The sequence below is a fragment of the Klebsiella sp. AqSCr genome (assembly GCF_008452795.1).
GTDB lineage: Bacteria > Pseudomonadota > Gammaproteobacteria > Enterobacterales > Enterobacteriaceae > Klebsiella > Klebsiella pneumoniae.
The window spans coordinates 2,355,704-2,371,099 of sequence record NZ_MJDM01000005.1; the positions used below are offsets into that span (position 1 = coordinate 2,355,704).

Genomic DNA, 15,396 nt, shown 5'->3' on the forward strand with positions numbered 1-15,396 from the left:
GGGGGGCCACACCATCCACACCTTCCATACCGAAGGGGCCGGCGGCGGCCATGCGCCGGACATCATCACCGCCTGCGCCCACCCGAACATTTTGCCGTCGTCCACCAACCCAACGCTGCCCTACACCCTCAACACCATCGATGAACATCTCGATATGCTGATGGTCTGCCACCATCTGGACCCGGACATCGCCGAGGACGTGGCCTTTGCCGAGTCGCGCATTCGCCGGGAAACCATCGCTGCGGAAGACGTGCTGCACGATCTCGGCGCCTTCTCGCTCACCTCCTCCGATTCGCAGGCCATGGGCCGCGTCGGAGAAGTGATTCTCCGCACCTGGCAGGTGGCGCATCGCATGAAGGTGCAGCGCGGCGCGCTGGCGGAGGAGACCGGGGATAACGACAACTTCCGCGTGAAGCGCTACATCGCCAAATACACCATCAACCCAGCGCTGACCCACGGCATCGCACACGAAGTCGGATCCATTGAGGTGGGTAAGCTGGCTGACCTCGTGGTCTGGTCACCAGCCTTCTTCGGCGTGAAACCGGCCACCGTGATCAAAGGCGGCATGATCGCCATCGCGCCGATGGGCGATATCAATGCCTCTATTCCGACCCCGCAGCCGGTGCACTACCGCCCGATGTTTGGCGCGCTGGGCAGCGCCCGCCATCACTGCCGCCTCACCTTCCTGTCGCAGGCGGCGGCAGCCAATGGCGTTGCCGAGCGGCTGAACCTGCGCAGCGCGATCGCCGTGGTGAAAGGCTGCCGTACGGTGCAGAAAGCCGACATGGTGCACAACAGCCTGCAGCCTAACATCACCGTCGACGCCCAGACCTATGAGGTGCGGGTGGATGGCGAACTTATCACCAGCGAGCCGGCAGACGTTCTGCCGATGGCGCAACGATATTTTCTGTTTTAAGGAGAGCGGATGCTTTATTTAACTCAACGTCTGGAGATCCCCAGCGCCGCGACCGCCAGCGTTACGCTGCCGATTGATGTTCGCGTCAAAAGCCGGGTTAAGGTCACCCTCAACGATGGCCGGGAAGCCGGCCTGCTGCTGCCCCGCGGCCTGCTGCTGCGCGGCGGCGATGTGCTCAGCAACGAAGAAGGCACCGAGTTTGTGCAGGTGATTGCCGCTGATGAAGGGGTGTCGGTAGTGCGCTGCGACGATCCCTTTATGCTGGCGAAGGCCTGCTACCACCTCGGCAACCGTCACGTGCCGCTGCAGATCATGCCGGGCGAGCTGCGCTACCATCACGATCACGTGCTGGACGATATGCTGCGCCAGTTCGGCCTGACGGTGACCTTTGGCCAGCTGCCGTTCGAGCCGGAAGCCGGCGCTTACGCCAGCGAGAGCCACGGTCATCATCATGCTCATCATGACCACCACGCTCACAGCCACTAGCATGTCGACAGCGGAACAACGCCTGCGGCTGATGCAGCTGGCCAGCAGCAACCTGCCGGTAGGGGGTTACAGCTGGTCCCAGGGGCTGGAGTGGGCTGTGGAAGCCGGCTGGGTGCTGGACGTCGCGGCCTTCGAGCGCTGGCAGCGACGCCAGATGACGGAAGGCTTTTTTACCGTTGACCTGCCGCTGTTCGCCCGCCTGTACCGCGCCTGCGAACAAGGCGATATCGCTGCGGCCCAGCGCTGGACCGCCTATCTGCTGGCCTGCCGGGAAACTCGTGAACTGCGGGAGGAAGAGCGCAACCGCGGCGCGGCGTTTGCCCGTCTGCTGAGCGACTGGCAGCCGGACTGTCCGCCGCCGTGGCGCTCCCTGTGCCAGCAAAGTCAGCTCGCCGGGATGGCCTGGCTCGGCGTGCGCTGGCGTATCGCCCTGCCCGAGATGGCCCTCAGCCTGGGCTATAGCTGGATTGAGAGCGCCGTGATGGCCGGCGTCAAGCTGGTCCCCTTCGGCCAGCAGGCCGCCCAGCAGCTGATTTTACGTCTTTGTGACCACTACGCGGCCGAGATGCCCCGCGCGCTGGCCGCGCCGGACGGCGATATCGGATCGGCCACCCCGCTCGCCGCTATCGCCTCTGCCCGGCATGAAACCCAATACTCTCGATTATTCCGTTCCTAGGAGAAGCCATGAACTCTTATAAACACCCGCTGCGCGTCGGCGTCGGCGGCCCGGTCGGCTCCGGTAAAACCGCTCTGCTGGAAGCACTGTGTAAAGCGATGCGCGATACCTGGCAGCTGGCGGTGGTCACTAACGACATCTATACCAAAGAAGATCAGCGCATCCTCACCGAAGCGGGCGCGCTGGCGCCTGAACGCATCGTCGGTGTGGAAACCGGCGGCTGCCCGCATACGGCGATCCGCGAAGATGCCTCAATGAACCTCGCCGCCGTGGAAGCGCTGAGTGAAAAGTTCGGTAACCTCGACCTTATCTTCGTGGAAAGCGGCGGCGATAACCTGAGCGCCACCTTCAGCCCGGAGCTGGCGGATCTGACCATCTACGTCATCGATGTGGCCGAAGGGGAGAAGATCCCGCGCAAAGGCGGACCGGGGATCACCAAATCCGATTTCCTAGTGATCAATAAAACCGACCTTGCCCCCTATGTGGGCGCGTCGCTGGAGGTGATGGCGAGCGATACCCAGCGTATGCGCGGCGATCGCCCATGGACCTTCACCAATCTGAAGCAGGGCGACGGCCTGAGCACCATTATCGCCTTCCTCGAAGACAAAGGCATGCTTGGCAAATAGGCCTGTTGCACCAGCCGGGCGCAAGCGCGTCCGGATGGTGCAGCCTCTGCTCTCTCTTTATATCATCCTGCCTCCACCTCCGCGCCACGCCTGCCCTGCAATATGGCATAAGGTTTGCTAATTCAAGTCATGCCTAACCATTAAGGAATGACTATGTCATCACTGGATCTTAACCCTGAATTACCCGCGACAACGCGGACTTCCGGTACCCGGGAAACCTTAGAAGATTACACCTTACGTTACGCCCCGCTGAGCTTTCGCCGCTGGGGTCCGGGCGTCGTCGCGGTCACCGCGCTGGGCGGCATCGCCTATCTGGCCGACTTTTCCATCGGCGCCAGCATCGGTATGGCCTGGGGCACCAGCAACGCCATCTATTCGATCCTGGTGGCGGCGCTGGTGATCTTCCTCACCGGCATTCCGCTGGCGATCACCGCCGCGCGCTACAACATTGACCTTGACCTGATCACCCGCAGCGCCGGCTTCGGCTATTTCGGCTCGGTGATCACCAGCATTATTTTTGCCGGCTTCACCTTTATCTTCTTCGCCCTCGAAGGCTCGATCATGGCCCAGGGGCTGCTGGTGGGCCTCGGGATCCCGCTGTGGATGGGGTATCTGATCGCCACCCTGATGGTGCTCCCGCTGGTGGTCTATGGCATGAAAGCTCTGACCCGACTGCAGGTGTGGACCACGCCGCTGTGGCTGGTGCTGATGGTGGTGCCGGTGGTGTGGCTGATTGTCAAAGATCCGCAGCTGGTGGACGGCTTCCTGCATTTCGCCGGTAAAAACAGCGCGTCGACGGTGGATATCACCGCCATCATGCTCGGCGCCGGGGTATGCCTGTCGCTGATCATGCAGATTGGCGAGCAAATTGATTACCTGCGCTTTATGCCGCCTAAGACCGCGGAGAACCGTAAAAGCTGGTGGCTGGCGGTCTTTTCCGCCGGCCCGGGCTGGGTGGTGTTAGGGGCGATCAAACAGATCATCGGCGCCTTCCTCGGCTTCTATCTGTTGACCCGTTTCCCGGCGGTGCACAATACCGAACCGGTGCAGCAGTTCGTCAGCGTCTTCGATAACCTGGTGCCCGGCTGGCTGGCCCTGACGCTGGCGGTGGTGCTGGTGGTGATCTCGCAGATCAAAATTAACGTCACCAATGCCTACTCCGGCTCGCTGGCGTGGACCAGCGCCTGGACCCGCACCACCAAACGCTATCCGGGACGGATTATTTTTGTGGTGGTCAACCTGGCGATTGCCCTGGCGCTGATGGAGGGCGATATGTTCAGCGCCCTGTCGTGGATCCTCGGCTTTTACTCCAACTTCGCCATCGCCTGGGTCGTGGTGGTGGCGACCGACATCACCTTTAATAAAGGCTTGCTCAAGCTGGCGCCGGCGCAGCCGGAGTATCGTCGCGGCATGATCTACAACGTTAACCCGGTGGGCGTGGTCTCCTTTGGTCTGGCCGCCGGGCTGTCGATCTGCGCCTTCTTCGGTCTGTTAGGGGCGACGCTGGCGCCGTTCTCGCCGCTGATTGCGCTGGTCGTTGCCTTTGTCATGACCCCGCTGATGGGGCTCCTTACCCGCGGGCGCTACTATATTAAGCAGGTGGATGACGGCATCGCCGAGCCGCGCTATGACGCGGCGGGGAACGCCTCCAGCACCGTGTATCAATGCGTTAGCTGTGAGGAAGAGTACGAGCGCCCGGACGTGATGCACTCGCACAAGCATCAGGGAGCCATCTGCTCGCTGTGTAAAAGTATGGAGTAGTCAGGAAGGCAGGCCGACGTGACGTCGGCCTGTTTCAGGATGCGTTAGGCGGCAGGCAGCTCGGCCAGCGGCCAGCGCGGGCGAACCGTCACGCCGAGCTCGGCTTTGGCGCCGGTTTGCAGACGCACCATGCCGGCGTAGGCGATCATCGCGCCGTTGTCAGTACAGAACTCAGGGCGGGCGTAGAACACCTCGCCGCCGCGTTTTTGCATCATCTCCGCCAGCTTCGCCCGCAGGGTACGGTTGGCGCTCACGCCTCCCGCCATCACCAGACGCTTAAAGCCGGTTTGCTCCAGCGCGCGGCGACATTTAATCATCAGCGTATCGACGACCGCATCCTCAAACGCCCGGGCGATGTCGGCGCGGGTTTGCTCATCGTCGCCGTTGCTGCGAATGGTGTTGGCGGCGAAGGTCTTCAGGCCGGAGAAGCTAAAGTCCAGCCCCGGACGGTCGGTCATCGGCCGCGGGAAGACAAAGCGGCCTTCGGTGCCCTGGGACGCCATTTTCGACAGCATCGGCCCGCCGGGATAATCCAATCCCAGCAGCTTCGCCGTCTTATCAAAGGCTTCGCCCGCCGCATCGTCAATCGACTCGCCCAGCAGTTCATACTGACCAATACCGGTGACGCTAATCAACTGGGTGTGGCCGCCGGAAACCAGCAGCGCGACGAACGGGAACGCCGGCGGATTATCTTCCAGCATCGGCGCCAGCAGATGCCCTTCCATATGGTGTACCGGGATCGCCGGCACGTTCCAGGCGAAGGCCAGCGCCCGGCCAACGGTCGCCCCGACCAGCAGCGCGCCGACCAGGCCTGGACCCGCCGTATAGGCGACGGCGTCGATATCTTTCGCCGTCAGACCGGCTTCTTTCAGCGCCGCCTGGATCAGCGGCACCGTTTTGCGCACGTGGTCGCGCGATGCCAGCTCCGGCACCACGCCTCCGTAATCCGCATGCAGTTTCACCTGACTATACAATTGGTTGGCTAACAGACCTTGCTGGTCGTCATAAATCGCGATGCCGGTTTCATCGCAGGATGTTTCAATGCCCAGTACACGCATGAGTTGTTTTACCTCGCTTCAATACCGCGCAGTGTAGGTCCAATGACCGGCGATGTAAAACTTTGCTCACCCCTGGTGCTCTCTTCGTGTATACTCCTCACCCTTATAAAAGTCCCTTTCAAAAAAGGCGCCGGTGCTTTACAAAGCAGCAGTAGTTGCAGTAAAATTCCGCACCATTTTGAAATAAGCTGGCATTGCGGCCAGCGGCAAACCGAATTAATCAAAGGTGAGAGGCACATGCCGGTAATTAAAGTACGTGAAAACGAGCCGTTCGACGTAGCTCTGCGTCGCTTCAAGCGTTCCTGCGAAAAAGCAGGTGTTCTGGCGGAAGTTCGTCGTCGTGAGTTCTATGAAAAACCGACTACCGAACGTAAGCGCGCTAAAGCTTCTGCAGTGAAACGTCACGCGAAGAAACTGGCTCGCGAAAACGCACGCCGTACTCGTCTGTACTAATCTGTTGAGAGCGACGCTCTCAATTCAGACCGAGTTGTAGTTGTAAGGCCGTGCTTCCGAAAGGAATGCGCGGCTTATTTTCGTTTATAGTCATCAGAAATAACGGGGCTTATGGCTGGACGAATTCCACGTGTATTTATTAGCGATCTGCTTGCCAGAACCGACATCGTCGATCTGATCGATGCGCGGGTAAAGCTGAAAAAGCAGGGCAAAAATTTTCACGCGTGCTGTCCGTTCCATAACGAAAAAACCCCCTCTTTCACCGTCAACGGTGAAAAACAGTTTTACCACTGCTTCGGCTGCGGGGCGCACGGCAATGCTATCGACTTCCTGATGAACTACGACAAGCTCGAGTTCGTGGAAACGGTCGAAGAGCTGGCCGCCATGCACAACCTCGAAGTACCTTATGAAGCAGGCAACGGACCCAGCCAGATAGAGCGCCATCAACGGCAGAACCTCTACCAGTTACTGGATGGTCTGAATGCGTTTTATCAACAGTCTCTGATGCAGCCCGCCGCCGATCCTGCGCGCCAGTACCTGGCGAAACGGGGGTTAAGCAGCGAGGTGATTACGCGCTTTGCCATCGGCTATGCTCCCCCAGGTTGGGATAACGTTTTAAAACGGTTTGGCGGCAATCAGGAAAACCGCCAGTCGCTTATTGATGCCGGCATGCTGGTCACCAACGATCAGGGACGCAGTTACGACCGCTTCCGCGAACGGGTGATGTTCCCCATCCGCGATAAGCGAGGCCGGGTGATTGGGTTTGGCGGACGGGTGCTGGGCGATGCCCTGCCGAAGTATCTGAACTCCCCGGAAACCGACATATTCCATAAAGGCCGCCAGCTGTATGGCCTGTATGAAGCGCAGCAGGATAACCCCGAACCACCGCGTTTGCTGGTTGTCGAAGGGTATATGGACGTCGTGGCGCTGGCGCAGTACGACATTAATTATGCCGTGGCCTCGCTGGGTACCTCGACCACGGCCGACCATATCCAGCTGCTGTTCCGGGTGACGAATAACGTCATCTGCTGCTACGACGGCGACCGGGCCGGCCGCGATGCCGCCTGGCGCGCGCTGGAGACGGCGCTGCCGTACATGACCGATGGTCGCCAGCTACGCTTTATGTTTCTGCCTGACGGCGAAGACCCGGATACGCTGGTGCGTAAAGAGGGCAAAGCGGCGTTCGAGGCGCGGATGGAGCAGGCTCAGCCGCTCTCCACGTTCTTGTTTAACAGCCTGCTGCCGCAGGTCGATCTGAGTACTCCGGACGGGCGCGCGCAGTTGAGCACGCTGGCGCTGCCGCTGATAACCCAGGTCCCGGGCGAAACGCTGCGCATCTATTTGCGTCAGGAGTTGGGCAATAAGCTGGGCATTTTAGATGACGCGCAGCTTGAACGATTAATGCCAAAACAGGCGGAAAATGGCGCGCCGCGTCCCGCACCGCAGCTAAAACGCACGACCATGCGTATACTGATAGGACTGCTGGTGCAAAACCCGGATCTGGCGCCGTTAGTCCCGCCGCTGGAGGGACTGGACTCGCGCAAAATACCGGGACTGAGCCTGTTCAGCGAACTGGTGAAGAGCTGTCTGGCGCAGCCTGGTCTGACAACCGGGCAACTTTTAGAGCAATATCGCGGCACAAAAGAGGCGGCAACCCTTGAAAAACTGTCGATGTGGGACGATATAGCAGATAAAGACATCGCTGAACAAACCTTCACCGACTCGCTCAACCATATGTTTGATTCACTGCTGGAACTGCGACAGGAAGAGTTGATAGCTCGCGATCGCACACACGGTTTAAGCAGTGAAGAACGCCGGGAGCTCTGGACCATCAGCCAGGAGCTGGCGAAAAAATAAATGACAGACAATATCCTTCACGTTGTATCAAAGCAGTAAGAAAGCGCAGAACAACGTGAAGGAAAAGTATTTAACGGCTTAAGTGCCGAGTATCGATCGGGAAGCCCCCGACAGCCGCGCAGAGGCGCAGCGGCAATAATATAAGTACGCCCTCGCTTTAAATGTCGACAGCCCGTCTGCCGACACCAATCAAACGAATTAAGTGTGGATACCGTCTTATGGAGCAAAACCCGCAGTCACAGCTGAAGCTTCTTGTCCAACGTGGTAAGGAGCAAGGCTATCTGACCTATGCCGAGGTCAATGACCATCTGCCGGAAGATATCGTCGATTCCGATCAGATCGAAGACATCATCCAAATGATCAACGACATGGGTATTCAGGTGATGGAAGAAGCACCGGATGCCGATGATCTGATGCTTGCCGAAAACACCGCGGATGAAGATGCTGCCGAAGCCGCCGCGCAGGTGCTCTCCAGCGTGGAATCCGAAATCGGGCGCACGACCGACCCGGTGCGTATGTACATGCGTGAAATGGGTACCGTAGAGCTGCTGACCCGTGAAGGCGAAATTGACATCGCCAAACGCATCGAAGACGGCATCAATCAGGTGCAGTGCTCCGTTGCCGAATATCCGGAAGCGATCACCTACCTGCTTGAGCAGTACGACCGCGTTGAAGCGGAAGAAGCCCGTCTGTCCGATCTGATCACCGGTTTCGTCGATCCGAACGCCGAAGAAGATATGGCGCCAACCGCCACCCACGTTGGCTCCGAGCTGTCTCAGGAAGAGATGGATGACGACGAAGACGAAGACGAAGATGAAGACGCCGACGACAACAGCGATGACGACAACAGCATCGACCCAGAGCTGGCCCGTGAGAAATTCGCCGAGCTGCGTACCCAGTACGAGCTGACGCGCGACACCATCAAAGCCAAAGGTCGTAGCCATGCCGCCGCCCAGGAAGAGATCCTGAAGCTGTCTGAAGTTTTCAAGCAGTTCCGCCTGGTGCCGAAGCAGTTCGATTACCTGGTCAACAGCATGCGCAGCATGATGGATCGCGTTCGTACTCAGGAACGTATCATCATGAAGCTGTGCGTTGAGCAGTGCAAAATGCCGAAGAAAAACTTCATCACCCTGTTCACCGGCAACGAAACCAGCGAAACCTGGTTCAACGCCGCGGTGGCAATGAACAAGCCGTGGTCTGAGAAGCTGCTGGAAGTGAAAGAAGATGTGCAGCGCGGCCTGCAGAAACTGCAGCAGATTGAAGAAGAGACCGGCCTGACCATCGAGCAGGTTAAAGATATCAACCGTCGCATGTCCATCGGCGAAGCGAAAGCCCGTCGTGCGAAGAAAGAGATGGTTGAAGCGAACCTGCGTCTGGTTATCTCTATCGCCAAGAAATACACCAACCGCGGTCTGCAGTTCCTCGACCTGATTCAGGAAGGCAACATCGGTCTGATGAAAGCGGTCGATAAGTTCGAATACCGTCGCGGCTACAAGTTCTCGACCTACGCCACCTGGTGGATCCGTCAGGCCATCACCCGCTCTATCGCGGATCAGGCGCGCACCATCCGTATTCCGGTGCATATGATTGAGACTATCAACAAGCTCAACCGTATCTCCCGTCAGATGCTGCAGGAGATGGGCCGTGAACCGACCCCGGAAGAGCTGGCTGAGCGTATGCTGATGCCGGAAGACAAAATCCGTAAAGTGCTGAAGATCGCCAAAGAGCCTATCTCCATGGAAACGCCGATCGGCGACGATGAAGATTCGCATCTGGGGGATTTCATCGAGGATACCACCCTCGAGCTGCCGCTGGATTCTGCGACCACCGAGAGCCTGCGCGCGGCAACGCATGACGTGCTGGCCGGCCTCACCGCTCGTGAAGCGAAAGTGCTGCGTATGCGTTTCGGTATCGACATGAACACCGACCACACGCTGGAAGAAGTGGGTAAACAGTTCGACGTTACCCGCGAACGTATCCGTCAGATCGAAGCGAAGGCGCTGCGTAAACTGCGCCACCCGAGCCGTTCTGAAGTGCTGCGTAGCTTCCTCGACGATTAATCGTCGCGGGGCATCGTCTACAGCCTGTTAAAAAGCTCCCTGCGGGGAGCTTTTTTATGGCGTTCAGGTGGCCATCCCGGGAAAGTCGCCTCTCTCCGCTACTGGCCGCGGGTTGCCAGGGCATCGTCCAGTTCACGATAGGCCGCCACCAGCTTATCGAGCGTCGCCCGGTTTAAGCCGCTGGGATTAGGCAGCACCCACACCTGGGTCGTCCCGATGGTCATGGCCTGTTTCCCCCACTTCGCGCCGCGCTGGTTAAAGGCCAGCTCGAAGGCCTGCTTGCCGAGCACCGCCAGCGCCTGCGGCTGATACTCTTCAATTTTCCGCACCAGCTCACGGCCGCCGCTGCGCAGCTCCTGCAAGGCGACCTCGCTGGCCTGCACCGTCGGACGCTCTACCAGCATGGTGATGCCGCAGCGCGTATCCAGCAGCTGCAGCTCCTCTTCCGGCCTGAGCTGCCGATCGGTGAACCCGGCCTGATGGATGACCTTCCAGAAGCGATTGCCAGGATGGGCAAAATGAAAGCCGGTATGGGCGGAGGACTTCCCCGGGTTGATACCGCAAAAGACAACGCGCAGGCCCGGCGCAAGGATATCGCTAATCATGTTTTCTCCGGCTGTATGGCTAAAACATGATTATAAAGGATTGAAAATGCATTGTTTATAAAAACAGCAGCTGCGCGCTTTACGCTGGATTGCAATCGCCAGTTACTTTATAATCCCTCGCCACGGCCCCTTAGCTCAGTGGTTAGAGCAGGCGACTCATAATCGCTTGGTCGCTGGTTCAAACCCAGCAGGGGCCACCAAATTTTAGCTTTATAATCATATGATTAAGCCACTCTAGCGAGTGGCTTTTTTGTTTGGTGCCATCCTTGTGTCGCAAAAGTGTCGCGTTGTTTTATGATTATGGCTTTGTATAGAACCTACCCGCTCTTTTTCACCTATAAAAAAACCCGCACTAAGCGGGTCATATCTACAGCCACAATGTTCTTTGCCCTCCAGTTGAGGGGTGTGGAGGTGCGGGTATAATCACCCCAGGAGTTACAATAAATCGCTCAACTGATTCCATTGTCACAAATGTGCAACTGCAATTGATGTTAGTGCATTGATGGTAACGCTCTTTGGTATTCTCACTTAGATAGCGACTGGTGCGCGCATGTGCCGCGTGCTGGCATTTTGGACAATGGAACATTTCACACCCCAACAATTCACATAAAGTGAGTAAATGATACTCACGTTTTCACCATTTGAGAATATTTTTATTCTTCCTCCTCTTCAGAACCGTACTCTACATCCAACAATTTCACCTCAAGCTCTAAACTCGTCGTGAAGCCGCTATTGCTCATAGAGTGCATCACCTTAGTGATTGTCCATGATTGCTCGTCTATGACGCGCTTAAAGCCTGAAACCTGCACTGGTGTCTCCGGGTAGAGGTCGGCGCGCCCTGTCGCAAGCCTGATAGAAAACTCAGCAACACCACGTTGCAGTTTGTCCCATTTAGCCTGGGCGGCTCGCATGGCCTGCGCTTTGGTTGAAAAAATTGTAGTCAGGGCAAACACGTTGTCATCCTCGCCGACCATGTATTCACCCTCCCTGGCTTCCGGCGTCTTCACCGTTTTTTTCCTCGTTACCGGTTTTGCTTTCGGGTGCTGTAGTGCGCGTAAATGCTGTTCTTTGGGTTTGCGTTTTAACGCAACCTTTTGCTTTTGTGGTTTCGGGTCTTTGGTGTGCAACCATTTTGCCGTAACGCCGGTATATGCCCCACGGTCAGCAATGGAAAACTGATGGCGGTCGCCATCGCTGCGGGTGATCGTGACCTGCGGAATGGCTTTTCCGCTGGCTGTAACCCCGCGACCGGCTTTGAGGAACAGCAATTTTCCCGCTTTTACAGAAACCTCACCGCCGTTTCGCTCGGCGAGGCGTGTCAAGAATTTTGCGTCCGATTCCTGTGACTGGTCGATATGTGGAATTTTTATTCCGGCCAGCTCCGGTAAAACGCTCGACGCCAGTTTGTTACGGGTCGCTATCGCTGCCACGATTTCGCCGAGCGTCTTGTCATGCCAGGACTCTTCCCGACGTGAGTTAAGCGTCCCCCGAAAATCGGCGCTACGGGCGCGGATTGTAACCGTGTCCGGCGTGCCATGATGTTCAACCTCATCGACGGTAAAACTTCCCTTACCAATCAACGCAAAGCCTTTCCACCCGAGGTAAAGCGTCAGTACGGCACCGCGTAACGGCAGCTCGACCAGCCCGTCAGCATCATCAAGCTCGATGTCGAGCTGGTCGGCTTCGAATCCGCGATTGTCTGTCATGGTCAGGCTCATCAACCGATTACTGATGTTGCCGGTAATATCTTTGCTGTCGAGCATCAGCATAAAATCGGGCGTCAGTACACCACCCGCATTCAGATTCAGCATATCAAGCATCAGCTAATCCCCACCATGCTAGCCACTGACGAGGCCATATTTCCCGCCTTGCCAATCAGCGATTTGGCCTGTTCGCCGATATCGCCATACAGCGCCGCCAGAGATTCATCCACGCGGGTGAGCGTCAACGTAAAATCAATTTTGCGTGCCGTTCCGTCGGCAAAAAACAGGCTTCCTATCTCGCTGATATTATTGATGACGTACATACCGTAAATCGTGCCGGTACCATCCAGTAACGGCCAGGCGCGCCCCTCGTCAGCCATTAAACGAATGGCCGTCATCGTCAACTTTCCGCCGGTGAGCTCCGGGTACAACACACCGGCCAGGGTAATTTTTTCATCCCCCGGCCCCAGATACTGGAAAGAATCCCGCTTACCTACGCGGGAGTTTGATGGCCACCGATATTCGGCGTCGCGTTGCATCGTCTGGTGTGGCAATGTCTGGCGCATAAAAACAAACATACCGAGTGCGAGCATCATTTTTCTTCACCTCCTATCCATCGTGGTTCATGCTGGCACGCTGGCGGGCGCGTTTTTCACGCTCAAATTTTTCGAGCGCATCCTGTAACTGACGATCGAGCTGCGTGCCGTTACCGCCACCATCAACGGAAATGTGATACTCGCTTTTACTCTGATCGATGTAAGAACGTCCGGCGGGTGCAGTGACGGGTTGATATGCCTGATAGCCGCTATAAGTACTGGTAGCCGGGATATAAGAGTTACCCCGGGTGGCTGCATTTGCTTTTGCGGCAGTCTGGTCAAGCGTGCTGGACTCTTTGTTGATAATGCCGAGCTTTTCAAGCACCCAATCAATACCGCTGCGCAGCTTATTGAATGCTGTAAGCGGTAACGTAAGAGCGTCAGCCAGGCGCTGACCAAACAACACACCGGCATCACGAAAACTGTTTAAGGTTTCCTGCGATGATTTGACCGGCGCAATCAGGTTGCTGAACCAGTCCCATGCGGCTTTAAGCTTTCCGCCCAGCCAGTCAAACATCGGTTTAAGCGGCGCAAACAGTTCAGCTACTGGCGCAAATGCGGCCCGCATCCCTTCAATCACTCCGCCGAAAAATGCGCTGATGGGCTCCCAATATTTACGGATGAGCAATGCCCCGGCCACTATTGCAGCCACGACAGCAACAACCGGCCAGGAGATCGCGCCAATTGCAGTAACGACGCCACCGGCCACCGTAGTAAATACGGTACCGAGCGCCGTCGCAGCGGCGATGATGGCATTTACACCGGTTATCACCGGCCAGGCAATCAGCCCAATAGCACCAATCATCCCCACGACCCCGATCGCCACAGCGGTAATCACCCCCAGCGTCTGCGCGAGCTCTTTATTTTGCTGGATCCATTTATCAAGTTTGAGCACGTAGCCGGTAGCTGTTTGCACCAGTTTTCGTAAGGAGGATTCCTGCTGGTCAAAAAGGTCAGTACCTACAGCCTCATATGCCGACTGAAACTCTTTAAAGTCGCCGCCGAGATTGTCCTGCATAACCTTAACTAGTTCCTCCGTCTTACCGTCAGAGGCTTTAAATGCAGCAGTGAGATTGTCCAGCTTTCCTGATTGAGCCGCGTTCATCAAAACAGCGGCGGCAGAGCTGGCCTCTTCACCGAAGATCGTTTTCATGTATTCAGCGCGCTGACCGGTACCCAGCTTATTTTTTTCAAAACTGGCCTGCATTTCCTTCAGGATGGTAAATATCGGGCGGGTATTCCCCTTACTGTCTGCCGTTTTAACCCCAAGCTCTTTAATCGCCGCGTAGGCTTGCCCGGTCGGTGCCTGTAATCGACTTAAAATAGCGCGGCTACCCGTACCAGCCATTGACCCCGTAATTTTCGCATCATGTAGGGCGCCAACCATTGCAGCGGCTTCCTCAATACTGACACCGGCATTTTTCGCCACCGGCGCAGCATATGTCAGCGCATCACTAAGCCCGTCAAAATCTGCGGCGGTTTTATTCATTGTCATCGACAGGACATCACCGATGTGAGAGACCTGATCGTTAGTGAGCTGGAAAGCTGATTTCATCCCCATCAGCAAACCGGCGTTCTCTTCCATTGTTCGACGGTTAGCAAGCGCCATATTAAGTGTGACGGGCGTCGCCGCCTGAATCGCCGCCGCGTCTCCGCCTGCTTTTGCAATGATAATCTGAGCACCGGCCGCATCATCGGCAGAGGCGGCTGTATTGTCACCCAGCAGTCGGGCCTGCTTTCGCAAAGCCGTCATTTCTGCGGAGTCTTTCGCCACGCCGAGTACAGCCTGTAACTCGGAATTTTTCTGCGCAAAATCATAACCCGGTTTCATCAGCGCCACACCGGCCAGCGTGCCGGTCGTCGCCATACCGACACCGGCGGCACCCATTGCGGCCGCATTTCCGGCCAGCTCCTTACCGGCCTGATATCGTTGCTTAACCGCGTTGAGCTTTGCCTGTTGCGCGCTGACGCGCGCCAGTGCTTCACGCTGGCGATTGAGCTGCGCAGTCGTTTCGCTGATGCTGGTTTTTAACCGGCGCTCGTCTGCCGCCAGGGTGCGGGTATTAATTCCCGCCTGACTGAGCTCCTGCCTCTGGCGTTGTACTGCCTGCCGCAAGCTGTTGTGTTTGAGCTGGAGCGCGGCGGCACTTTTACGGGCGGCATCCATTGCCTGCGCCTGCGCGCGCGTCGGCTGTTCGGTATTTCTAAACTGGATCGCCAGCGCAGCGGCTTCCTGTTTCGCTTTCTTCAGCTCCTGACCGGTAACGGCAAGTTGCGCGCTGGCCTTGCGAAACCCGTCAATACGGGATGCCTGGCCGTTCAGTTCACGCAGTGATTTTTGAGTGTCCCGGATATCACCAGACAGCGTTTTGCTCGCTGTCTGGATGGATTTAAACGGGCGGGTCGCCTGGTCAACAGCCTTGAGTAATACCTGCAATTTAACGTCGTTACTCATTCGTGTTTCCGCTTCGCTGTAGCGCCTTTTCGCGCCAGGTGGTGAGCTCGGTCAGGCTCATGGGATATAACTCTGATGGCGGCCAGTGAAAAATCACCGCGATATCCGCCATCAGGTCATCGACCGACAGGTCTTTCGGGAAAT

At 57.2% G+C, this 15,396-nt stretch carries 15 protein-coding genes and 1 tRNA gene; 9 read left to right on the forward strand and 7 right to left on the reverse strand.

Annotation, left to right across the window (positions count from 1 at the left end):
* The 5 genes from BHE81_RS28800 to BHE81_RS15505 all read left to right on the forward strand — a co-directional run.
* Positions 1–916: urease subunit alpha (locus BHE81_RS28800; protein ID WP_228268720.1), on the forward strand; the 916-nt coding region annotated here is incomplete at its 5' end.
* Between the two features lie 9 nt (positions 917–925).
* On the forward strand, positions 926–1,402 hold the full coding sequence (ureE, locus tag BHE81_RS15490) for an urease accessory protein UreE (RefSeq protein WP_004215466.1): 477 nt from the start codon (positions 926–928) through the stop codon (positions 1,400–1,402).
* Position 1,403: 1 nt separating this feature from the next.
* Positions 1,404–2,078: an urease accessory protein UreF gene (locus BHE81_RS15495; protein ID WP_004150924.1), complete on the forward strand. Its 675-nt coding sequence runs from the start codon at positions 1,404–1,406 to the stop codon at positions 2,076–2,078.
* Positions 2,079–2,086: 8 nt separating this feature from the next.
* Positions 2,087–2,704 (forward strand): urease accessory protein UreG, encoded by a 618-nt coding sequence (ureG, locus tag BHE81_RS15500; RefSeq protein WP_002916877.1) that lies wholly within the window; start codon positions 2,087–2,089, stop codon positions 2,702–2,704.
* 153 nt (positions 2,705–2,857) lie between these two features.
* Positions 2,858–4,465, forward strand: a complete 1,608-nt coding sequence (locus BHE81_RS15505; protein ID WP_023283001.1) for a purine-cytosine permease family protein — start codon at positions 2,858–2,860, stop codon at positions 4,463–4,465.
* 44 nt (positions 4,466–4,509) lie between these two features.
* Here the strand turns inward: BHE81_RS15505 and tsaD are convergent, their stop codons facing one another.
* Positions 4,510–5,523 carry a tRNA (adenosine(37)-N6)-threonylcarbamoyltransferase complex transferase subunit TsaD gene (gene tsaD, locus BHE81_RS15510; protein ID WP_004900709.1) on the reverse strand — a complete coding sequence of 338 codons (1,014 nt, stop codon included), beginning with the start codon at positions 5,521–5,523 and terminating at the stop codon, positions 4,510–4,512.
* A gap of 237 nt (positions 5,524–5,760) precedes the next feature.
* Between tsaD and rpsU the strand changes: the two genes are divergently transcribed.
* The 3 genes from rpsU (at position 5,761) to rpoD (ending at position 9,893) form a co-directional block, all read left to right on the forward strand.
* The gene (rpsU, locus tag BHE81_RS15515; protein WP_001144069.1) at positions 5,761–5,976 is read left to right on the forward strand and encodes a 30S ribosomal protein S21; all 216 of its coding nucleotides are present in this window, start codon (positions 5,761–5,763) and stop codon (positions 5,974–5,976) included.
* Between the two features lie 111 nt (positions 5,977–6,087).
* Positions 6,088–7,833 (forward strand): DNA primase, encoded by a 1,746-nt coding sequence (gene dnaG, locus BHE81_RS15520; protein WP_023342604.1) that lies wholly within the window; start codon positions 6,088–6,090, stop codon positions 7,831–7,833.
* Positions 7,834–8,051: 218 nt separating this feature from the next.
* Positions 8,052–9,893 (forward strand): RNA polymerase sigma factor RpoD, encoded by a 1,842-nt coding sequence (rpoD, locus tag BHE81_RS15525; RefSeq protein WP_004174339.1) that lies wholly within the window; start codon positions 8,052–8,054, stop codon positions 9,891–9,893.
* Between the two features lie 98 nt (positions 9,894–9,991).
* Here rpoD and mug read toward each other — a convergent pair whose 3' ends face one another.
* Positions 9,992–10,498, reverse strand: a complete 507-nt coding sequence (gene mug / locus BHE81_RS15530) for a G/U mismatch-specific DNA glycosylase (protein WP_002917636.1) — start codon at positions 10,496–10,498, stop codon at positions 9,992–9,994.
* Positions 10,499–10,622: 124 nt separating this feature from the next.
* On the opposite strand from mug, the gene BHE81_RS15535 reads away from it, so the two are divergent.
* A tRNA-Ile gene (locus tag BHE81_RS15535) sits at positions 10,623–10,698 on the forward strand.
* Between the two features lie 167 nt (positions 10,699–10,865).
* Here BHE81_RS15535 and BHE81_RS15540 read toward each other — a convergent pair.
* The 5 genes from BHE81_RS15540 to BHE81_RS15560 all read right to left on the reverse strand — a co-directional run bounded on the left by BHE81_RS15540 (position 10,866) and on the right by BHE81_RS15560 (position 15,364).
* The gene (locus tag BHE81_RS15540) at positions 10,866–11,084 is read right to left on the reverse strand and encodes a DNA-binding transcriptional regulator (protein ID WP_032454093.1); all 219 of its coding nucleotides are present in this window, start codon (positions 11,082–11,084) and stop codon (positions 10,866–10,868) included.
* 67 nt (positions 11,085–11,151) lie between these two features.
* Entirely contained in the window at positions 11,152–12,318 is a 1,167-nt protein-coding gene (locus BHE81_RS15545) for a phage late control D family protein (protein ID WP_110246532.1), read from the reverse strand.
* Complete coding sequence (locus BHE81_RS15550) at positions 12,318–12,797, reverse strand: phage tail protein (RefSeq protein ID WP_110246533.1); 480 nt, start codon at positions 12,795–12,797, stop codon at positions 12,318–12,320. The genes BHE81_RS15545 and BHE81_RS15550 overlap by 1 nt, the downstream gene beginning before the upstream one ends.
* A 13-nt stretch (positions 12,798–12,810) precedes the next feature.
* A complete protein-coding gene (locus BHE81_RS15555; protein ID WP_110246534.1) occupies positions 12,811–15,252 on the reverse strand; it encodes a phage tail tape measure protein in 2,442 nt (813 codons plus the stop codon).
* Positions 15,245–15,364 (reverse strand): GpE family phage tail protein, encoded by a 120-nt coding sequence (locus tag BHE81_RS15560; protein ID WP_014343413.1) that lies wholly within the window; start codon positions 15,362–15,364, stop codon positions 15,245–15,247. Before BHE81_RS15560 ends, BHE81_RS15555 begins: the two co-directional genes overlap by 8 nt.
* Positions 15,365–15,396: the final 32 nt, after the last annotated feature.

Coding starts and splice junctions, on each gene's coding strand:
- ureE (WP_004215466.1), top strand. CDS start 926: ATGCTTTATTTAACTCAACGTCTGGAGATCCCCAGCGCCGCGACCGCC.
- BHE81_RS15495 (WP_004150924.1), top strand. CDS start 1,404: ATGTCGACAGCGGAACAACGCCTGCGGCTGATGCAGCTGGCCAGCAGC.
- ureG (WP_002916877.1), top strand. CDS start 2,087: ATGAACTCTTATAAACACCCGCTGCGCGTCGGCGTCGGCGGCCCGGTC.
- BHE81_RS15505 (WP_023283001.1), top strand. CDS start 2,858: ATGTCATCACTGGATCTTAACCCTGAATTACCCGCGACAACGCGGACT.
- tsaD (WP_004900709.1), bottom strand. CDS start 5,523: ATGCGTGTACTGGGCATTGAAACATCCTGCGATGAAACCGGCATCGCG.
- rpsU (WP_001144069.1), top strand. CDS start 5,761: ATGCCGGTAATTAAAGTACGTGAAAACGAGCCGTTCGACGTAGCTCTG.
- dnaG (WP_023342604.1), top strand. CDS start 6,088: ATGGCTGGACGAATTCCACGTGTATTTATTAGCGATCTGCTTGCCAGA.
- rpoD (WP_004174339.1), top strand. CDS start 8,052: ATGGAGCAAAACCCGCAGTCACAGCTGAAGCTTCTTGTCCAACGTGGT.
- mug (WP_002917636.1), bottom strand. CDS start 10,498: ATGATTAGCGATATCCTTGCGCCGGGCCTGCGCGTTGTCTTTTGCGGT.
- BHE81_RS15540 (WP_032454093.1), bottom strand. CDS start 11,084: ATGTTCCATTGTCCAAAATGCCAGCACGCGGCACATGCGCGCACCAGT.
- BHE81_RS15545 (WP_110246532.1), bottom strand. CDS start 12,318: ATGCTTGATATGCTGAATCTGAATGCGGGTGGTGTACTGACGCCCGAT.
- BHE81_RS15550 (WP_110246533.1), bottom strand. CDS start 12,797: ATGATGCTCGCACTCGGTATGTTTGTTTTTATGCGCCAGACATTGCCA.
- BHE81_RS15555 (WP_110246534.1), bottom strand. CDS start 15,252: ATGAGTAACGACGTTAAATTGCAGGTATTACTCAAGGCTGTTGACCAG.
- BHE81_RS15560 (WP_014343413.1), bottom strand. CDS start 15,364: ATGGCGGATATCGCGGTGATTTTTCACTGGCCGCCATCAGAGTTATAT.